4 protein-coding genes are annotated in these 7,229 nt (G+C 43.6%); 2 read left to right on the forward strand and 2 right to left on the reverse strand.

The genetic code is table 11. The features are described 5' to 3' along the window. Positions 1-110: 110 nt before the first annotated feature. Both HWQ37_RS34790 and HWQ37_RS00005 read left to right on the forward strand, forming a co-directional pair. On the forward strand, positions 111-215 hold the full coding sequence (locus HWQ37_RS34790; protein ID WP_465249651.1) for a DUF6887 family protein: 105 nt from the start codon (positions 111-113) through the stop codon (positions 213-215). Between the two features lie 384 nt (positions 216-599). Then, entirely contained in the window at positions 600-3,344 is a 2,745-nt protein-coding gene (locus tag HWQ37_RS00005) for a hypothetical protein (protein WP_292742498.1), read from the forward strand. Positions 3,345-3,409: 65 nt separating this feature from the next. On the opposite strand, the gene HWQ37_RS00010 is transcribed toward HWQ37_RS00005, so the two are convergent. Beyond that, positions 3,410-4,618, reverse strand: coding sequence for a putative HlyD family type I secretion protein (locus HWQ37_RS00010; protein WP_292742499.1), 1,209 nt, complete (start codon positions 4,616-4,618; stop codon positions 3,410-3,412). A gap of 117 nt (positions 4,619-4,735) precedes the next feature. After that, positions 4,736-7,229 (reverse strand): DEAD/DEAH box helicase (locus tag HWQ37_RS00015; protein ID WP_292742500.1); only part of this gene is annotated, 2,494 nt, incomplete at its 5' end.

Here is a 7,229-nt window from a genome sequence, read left to right on the forward strand (position 1 = left end):
GATGGCATTATCTAGACTACATAGATAATCCTTTTTGTCAATGCGTAAGTCCTAGACGTTTGCAATGGCTGGAGAAGAAATAGAAATTGTAATTTACCCGAATATTTGTTATGAGTAATCCTGATTTTTCATCAATGATCCGTGCCGAGTTTCGTCAATATATCCTTGACCACAGAGACGATACAGAGGCTCTTTCAATTTACCTTGAAAGTTGAATTTTGAATTCTGCTTTGCGATACTAGTATTAATCCGCAACAAAAATTATCATCAACTATTTTTTCTACGTATAGGTAAAACAGAGGAAGGGAAAAGTAAGAAACGCTTGGTGTCGTAATTGCACAAATTCTTACCCATCCAAGCAGAAAGGTAGGCTATCCAATGATTCAATCCTTGAACCGCTATATTATTTGTCAAAATCATTTATACATTGAAAGCTGGTAGAAGCAACTAGAAGGAAAAATTCTATATTTTCACGGTTGTTTTTAGCGATTTTTGTATGTATTAAAAATATTACAATTTACAGACAGGGATTTACTTATGGCTTTAGCAAAAGCTAGAAGACAACAAAACTAAAAACTTAAGACTGGAGTTTGATAGCGATGCTTCCAGATGAAGATAGACGGGCACTTAAAAAAGAGGGCTATAAAATTTCCGGCAACGGGATGATTTCGCCAATCGCTCACCCTCTCCAGCAGACTCATCGAAAATCTTCTAGTAGTGCAGTGCAACTCTTCCGCCAGGGAGAGCGGGATTCGATCAACAATCCTCGCCCGATTCAACCTAAGCCTAGCGCTCCACCGAGATTGCCGACTCGAACTCAGGCATCTTCTAGCAGTGCAGTGCAACTCTTCCGCCAGGGAGAGCGGGATTCGATCAACAATCCAACCAAGGCGATCGCTCCTGTGATACAGCAACCCGCTAACAACCGTCCTCTTCCTCAATCGGTTCAAGAAAGCAAGGCACTTGAGGCTTTTCGCCAAGAAGAGCGCAACTTTACCAATAATCCAACTAAGGCGATCGCTCCTAGAGGAGAACAGAACAATAATAATGCACTCAAAGACTTGTTCAGCACCAACAAATCTTGGGAAGATAAGGGCAAGATTGTTGACCAGTGGTGGGACAAGACACAGCCCAAATTAGGTCTATTGGGACATTATTTAGACTTTCAAATCGGTGGGGTTAAAGCGGTTGGGGCTATGGGCGAGGGGCTGTATTCGCTTGCAAACAACCCAGTAGTGAAGCTCGTAACAAATCCTGTGGGTTTGGGGTCAGACTTTGCAATTAAACCAAAAGAAACTCTCCAAAAGTTTGAAGATACAGGTACGGGACTGTGGTCGTTTGCAACAAATCCAGCTGTACAGTCTATGGGACCTCTTGGTGCAATGATAAACTTTACAACCCGCCCTCAAGAAACAAATCAAGCTTTTCTCAACCTCGGAAGTGCTTTTGCCAAGCCCTACATAGATGACTGGAAAAGCGGTCATCCAGGACAAGCAGTCGGTCGAGGTGTTGTTGATCTTGCTTCTTTGTTCATACCTGGAGGAGCAGGAATTGCGAGTAAAGTTGGCACAGCAGCAAGGGCTGCTGAAGCAGCAACAGCCCTAAGGGCTGCTGAAGCAGCAGCAAGGGCTGCTGAAGCTAGTAGAGTTAGCACAGCAGCGAAAGTTGCAGGTGAGAGTGCTGAAGCCGCAGCACGAAGTGATATAGGTACTAGAACTTTTGGGGAAGGTTTAACCTCAAATAGTCTGCCCAGCACACATGGAAGTTCAACCATCCATGTTTCTGGAAGTTCTCATGAACCAAAAAGAATTCCTATCACAGGTAGAACTCAAAATACTGCTAGAGATGCAGGGGATGCTAGGGGTAGTAATACTAAGTTTGGCAATTCACCGCACTCTACGAATCTACCGCACCATTTCGATATCGGTGGCGGAGGTAGGGGACGTGATAGGAAACCTCCGGTTGCTACTGGTAGAGATGGTAGACCATTGGGCGCTAGAGGTTCAAGCCCACTTGATAAACCTAATGAATGGGGGACGCATAGAGGCTTAGTAAGCGGACGACCTTTTACTCCAGATAGGAGTGGAGGAGATATTCTAGACCTTTCTACTAATCGTCTAAAAATCCAGCCGAACGGGATAAACAGGGTAGAACAACATCTTTCTCGGTTTGGTTATGACCCTCAGAATCAGGCACAAATTCAGCGCCTGAGAGACATCACCGCAGGTAAGTTAAAACCGACTGAAGCAGACTTAAACTTCTACTCACATGAGCTTAGGGAATCTGTGCGTTATAGGAAACTAGGCTACGAAGACCGTATGAGAGGCAATGTTTGGCAAGCGACTGATCCTGATAAAGCAAATCAGGTATGGAACGATGCACATACGGCAACCCTTGAAGACTACGGTCTCAAGGAAGGTCAGGGCGTACTCTATCACCCATCTGTCGAAACTGGCGGTGAAATTAAAACACCTCTTGGCGGTAGGGGGCTAAATGCTAATACTGGTGACGCTGGTGATGCTGTCAGTTCCTTGGGTAGGGGCGCTAAACCTGTCAATCCTGGAGCTAGAGAGGTAAATAAACCTGTTGGTGCTAGCGGTACTGATGGAATATCCAGGGGTCAAAGTAGCCCTGTAGTACGGAGACCCACAGATGAGCGAGGAGATGTATGGCGGTCTTCATATCTGCAAAAAGGAGGAGCGAAAACTAGTGATCCCGCATCGAAAAAAGCTCGTCGGGGATTCAGGGAACACATGGAGGAGGCTATAGGCGAGAGAATAGCAATACATCGTGAGAGAACAGGAACACCGCACCCAGAGTTTGAGGGAGGGAAAGTTGGTAACTACGATCAAGCTACGGGAAAATTCACACTGAGAAGTGACCTAGAGGCAGGTCACACCACGACTATTAAAGACGGTGGACGACAGATATTTGCTATAGAAGCTAGACCTTTTAACCGGGCAACGAGCAATCAGGAAAAGATAAAGGTATTCAGTAAACGAGCTATGGAAATTGACGGTATCCCCTTTCAAAATCAAACTGTGCGTAAGTTGTTTCCACACCTTGCAGAAGATGCGCCGTCAGTCCCTGGATTTACAACAAGTGTAAAGATTAACGATCGAGGAGTGGAAGTCGCTGGAAATCGTCTTAGTGATGAACAAACTTTGCGCTTGAGAAAAATACTTGAAGCTCGCAAAAAAAAGCGTGATGGGAAAGTGGAAGATGGCAAAGAAGAGCTTGATATGAAAGTGGAGCTTGATATGAAAGTGGAAGAAGACCGCAAACTATACAGAGCCTATCGTCAGGCACTTATGGACTCCAGACCTAGCAGACAACAAAAATAGAACTAGGCAACCAACACAACATATCAATGCTCTGAATTCTACTAACAATAACGTATCCAGCCGATTCACTTCCTAGAAAAGACATCATCAAACTTCCGCGTAACCGGCTCAAGCAACAAGCTCAAAACCGACTTTCGCCGCATGACAATATCGCCTTCCGCAGTCATCCCAGCAGTTAACTGCTTATCTAAACCCCGCTTTTTAAGCATGACTGGATCGAGTTTAATTCTGGTCGGATAAACCGGTTTGCCCGAATCTTTATCTTTAAGAACTGCATTGGGGCTAACATTAACCACCTCGCCATCAATGATGCCAAATTCTTGATAATTTAAGGAGTCTATTTTAACCTTTACCTGCATTTTTTCATGAACAAAAGCCTTATATTGATTTGGTAAATCAACTTCTAGCAAAAGTTCTTTTCCTTCTGGTAAAATTGATAATAAATCCTCACCAGATTGCACCATCCCCTGACCTCGGTTAACCTTAATATTATAAACTTTGCCGGAAATTGGAGCTGAAATAATTAGATTTTTACGTTGATTTTGAGCTTGTTTTTGTTGTCTTTGAACAGACTTTAATTCTTGACGGCTCTTGTTAATATCAGAAACAAGCCCAGTTTTATAATTTTGCTTAAGTTGCTGGATATTTTGCTCTTTGGCTGCAATACTTTTTTCTAAGTCTTTTACTTGATCTTGAGCATGTAGGTAATCTTGTCGTGGGATAGCAATATCGCTGAGAATACGCAACCTATTTACATCACGTTGGGCGGCTTTTTGATTAACTCGCAAACCTGAAAGTTCAATTTCCGCCTGCTTAATGCTTGCTTTCTGGCTTTCTTCTGCTGCTTTGCTACGACTCTCGATATCTTGCCTAATCGATTCAGCTTGCTGGTTTAGCCCTTCAATATCAATTTGGGAGGCTTCTGAGTCAAGTGCTATTAGAACGTCTCCCTGTTGTATTTGCTGACCTTCTTTAACTTTATCTCGATTGACAAATTTAATTTTACCACCACTAAGCGATCGCACTGGCTGCACTTCATCACCTGGAATCAGCTTACCATGAGCCTCAGCCACTTGATCTACTTTACTCAACCCTGCCCAGGCGATCGCACCAAATACTGCTGCACTTAAAATTATTCCTACCAATCTTGTATAAAGCGGTGGTAGTTCTTGCACAGCCTTACCCAATTCATAATCTAGGTAAGTATCTGGGTTAGTAAATTGCTCTCTAGTCTGCCGAGATTGAGATGGAGAAGAATCTAAAGGCAGTTTCATATCTTTTACTTAATTAAGACTGGTGTCGTTTCACTGCTAAGAGGAATCAGTTTGATGGCAGGCAGGTTGTTAAATTCAGGACTATTCACTATATTATTATGCACTCGCAGCCGATAATTATCTAATCTCACCAAATTCCCTAATATATTCCACCAACTCTCTGGTATGCCCCCCTGAAGAAATTCGTGCCAAATTCCCCACCAAGATAAAAAATTCTCTCGCTCTACTCACAGCAACATTGAGTAAATTAGGTCGCCGATTGATAAACCAGAGACTATCACTTGCTTGGCATTGGCGAGTCGAGAAAATTATCACTGACTTCTGACCACCTTGGAAGGTGTGAACTGTGCCAATGCTCTTGGGGGAAAAATCTGACCAACGAGATTTTAAGCGTTGAGTCAGCGCATCTACTTGACGGCGGTAAGGTGAAATAATGCCAATTGTGTTGTCAGAGTCAGGAGAATTGAAGCAATAACCTACCCCCAACAACTCCTCAATCAACGCTTCTACTGCATCAACTTCTGCCCAATTAACGTTGTTCTCCAGCTTCCCTTCCACATTGCAAGCAATCAGGTTAGCACCCAAGCGAGAAGCTTTAGGCTCAGTTTTGATGATCATGCCGTAATTGCACAAGCGAACGCAAAAATCAGCAATCACTGGAACGCAACGATAATGATATTTAAGGATAATCCCCTGACCAATATCTTGGATTTGTCCTGATGCTCCAGCCGCCCGATGATAAGCTGTGGAAGCAGTAGGGCTGTAGCGGTCATAATCTGCATCCGTGAGTCCCTGTGACAGAAAAGATTTGCTGCGATATTCCTCTTTCTTCTGGTCGCTCAAATTAACAACCGGCTCCAATTGCAATGGATCGCCTACAATCAAAGCCCGATTACACCGCACTAAAACGGGAAAAACCTGATGCGGCGGAATCTGACCTGCTTCATCTACAATTACTTGGTCAATACAGCCACTATCGGGATAGGGTAACAAATTGCGGATCGAGTGCAAAGTGCAAAGAAACACCGGAAACAACAGGCTGATATCCCGATAAATGTTTCTCCAATTATGACTTAACTGACGAAAAGCATCCCATTCGCCATTCAATAATGCAATGTAAGTCCTAAAGGAAGCCATCACCTCATCTTTGCGTCGAACAGCTTCTTGTTGCTGAAATTGCCAAGACCATTCAAATAAATCTACTTGCAGCGAGTGTAATTCAGTGTAGAAGCGACTGTAAAAATCTTTGGTGGGATAAGTAGCGAGTCGGTTTTCGATTTCAGAACGGCGAGTAATCAGGTCTTTGAGTTGCTGCTTCCTTGACTCAATCTGCTGTTGTGTGCTGTCAATACCATTCTGTTGTTGCTGCCAGTTCAATGCTTCTGCAATAAGCTGGTCAACACTCTGCTGGGCGGCGATGAGAGATTCAGTTGTCAGTGGGATTTGAAATTGAAATGGGGTTGCCAGCGTCGCCAACACAGGCATCTCTATCTGTTTGTGCAAGCGTTTGAGAACATGACGACGGCTGGTTTTGGTTATCGAGTGCCAGAATCGTTTAATCGTCTGCAAAAGCTTGACAAACCATTTGTTATCTCTAACAGAAGGCTGCCAGTAATCAACTCTAGGCAAAGAACGCCTTGCACTGCCAAGATGTTGTTTTATCTGCTGATAGGCTTCTACTGGAAACCTAGAGTAGTCGCTCCCGGATTCTAATGGTGACGAAGACTCAAATGCAGAAGTCTTGAGCGCCGACTCAACCGATTGTATATCAAGGCATAGCTCATCTAATAATTGTTCATCAGCACTTTTCTGTTGAAGATCATGCTCGTCTTGCTGTCTATGATCTTGTATTTGCTGAACACCTGCTAACAATTGTTGCTTCGTTGACTCCCATTCATCGTAATTAAATGTTTCTTTGGCTAACCAATCGAGTGCAGCTTGCAAGCTAGGTAAAACTTGAGTGTCAACTAAATCCCTTGAGCCTCCTGATAAGTAGAAACGGTCAGAGGTCAGGTTGTTGGCTAAGATTTTCTCAACGTTATTTACAGCAAATTTGTTAGTGCTTGTTACCACAGTTAGGTTACTTATATCTGAACCCGTTGTTGCCAAGTCCACGGCTCGACGTACCACTTGCTGCGCTATCTTATGTAACAACAGTGTCGTCTTGCCGTTTCCCGGTGGGCCAATCACAGCAGTAATAGGTTGTTCCTTAGAATGTTTGAGAGCAAGTGCTTGATAGTCATCCGCCTGTGAGTTGGGAAAAGCACCCAAAAAAAGTACTTCATGTTGAGGTGCTTTTGGTTGTCCAAATAAATATTCGTAAGCCGGATGTCCTGGTCTTGACCACTGAAAGTAATTCTGGTCGCTAATTTTCTGAAAATCTTTTTTGAGGTTTTGATTAAAAGCAGCGTAGTCAAAATCCAATAGATAAGGGAGAAGTTTTGACCGCACGGGGAACGGCGGTAATTCAATCAGTCCCATAAAATCCTGTAGCGTCTTAAAGGGACGATTGAAAGTAGTTTCGAGAAAAACTTTTAATCCTTCCCTTGTCACCAAGGACTCAGCCGCTTCTTCCTCTAGCCCGTACCACTGCATCAAATTGGGAATAACA

Source organism: Nostoc sp. NMS4 (genome assembly GCF_017115095.1).
Lineage (GTDB): Bacteria > Cyanobacteriota > Cyanobacteriia > Cyanobacteriales > Nostocaceae > Nostoc.

What these genes read in the sequence shown, in the direction of transcription:
- HWQ37_RS34790 (WP_465249651.1), top strand. Translation starts at nt 111, where the DNA reads ATGAGTAATCCTGATTTTTCATCAATGATCCGTGCCGAGTTTCGTCAA.
- HWQ37_RS00005 (WP_292742498.1), top strand. Translation starts at nt 600, where the DNA reads ATGCTTCCAGATGAAGATAGACGGGCACTTAAAAAAGAGGGCTATAAA.
- HWQ37_RS00010 (WP_292742499.1), bottom strand. Translation starts at nt 4,618, where the DNA reads ATGAAACTGCCTTTAGATTCTTCTCCATCTCAATCTCGGCAGACTAGA.